This window comes from Lonsdalea iberica, assembly GCF_002111585.1.
In the GTDB taxonomy this organism is placed as follows: Bacteria; Pseudomonadota; Gammaproteobacteria; order Enterobacterales; family Enterobacteriaceae; genus Lonsdalea; species Lonsdalea iberica.
In genome coordinates this window covers 1-952 of sequence record NZ_LUTP01000118.1, presented here as the reverse complement: position 1 = coordinate 952, position 952 = coordinate 1, and the positions used below count along the sequence as shown (strand labels likewise).

Annotated in this window: 1 pseudogene; it reads right to left on the bottom strand. The window is 52.4% G+C overall.

Going from position 1 to position 952, the window contains the following annotated elements:
* Positions 1-880: pseudogene (locus AU511_RS16980) on the bottom strand (IS3 family transposase); the annotation flags it as partial.
* Positions 881-952 lie beyond the last annotated feature (72 nt).

Below are 952 nucleotides of genomic sequence, written 5' to 3'. Positions count from 1 at the left end.
CTTGTATAGTGACTACCCTGGTCGCTGTGGAACATCACCCCAGCGGGCTTACCGCGAGTTTCCCATGCCATTTCCAACGCCTTCATGGTGAGTCTGCTGTCCGGCGAGAACGACATTGCCCAACCCACTGTTTTTCTTGCGAACAGGTCGAGAACAACGGCGAGGTACGCCCAGCGTTTACCTGACCAGATATAGGTCACATCACCGCACCACACCTGGTTGGGCTCCGTTACGGCGAACTGTCGCTCAAGATGGTTCGGGATAGCAACGTGCTCATGACCGCCACGTTTATACCGGTGAGTCGGCTGCTGGCAACTGACCAGTCCCAGCTCTTTCATGAGCCTGCCGGCAAGCCAGCGCCCCATCTGGTAGCCTCTCTGGGTTGCCATTGTGGCGATGCTTCTTGCTCCGGCCGAACCGTGGCTGATGCCATGCAGCTCAAGTACCTGACTGCGTCATATAGCCCGTCTGCCGTCTGGCTTTTCAGGACGGTTTTTCCAGTATTTGTAGCTGCTGCGATGAACCCCGAACACATGGCAGAGTGTGGCCACAGGATAACGCGCCCTGAGTTTCCCGATTATCGAGAACTGTTCAGGGAGTCTGACATCAAGAGCGCGGTAGCCTTTTTTAATATTTCGTTTTCCATTTCAATACGTTGCATCTTCTTCCTGAGCTCACGTATTTCGATTTGTTCCGGCGTTATCGGGGAGGCTTTTGGTGTTTTGCCCTGACGCTCATCACGCAGTTGTTTGACCCATTTCGTCATCGTGGAAAGACCTACATCCATAGCCTTGGCGGCATCAGAGACGGTGTAGTTTTGATCGACAACCAGCTGAGCAGATTCGCGTTTGAATTCAGGACTAAAATTTCTTCTTTTCATTGGAGCACCTGTGTTGTTCTGAGGTGAGCATATCACCTCTGTTCAGGTGGCCAAATTCAGTAAACCACTTCA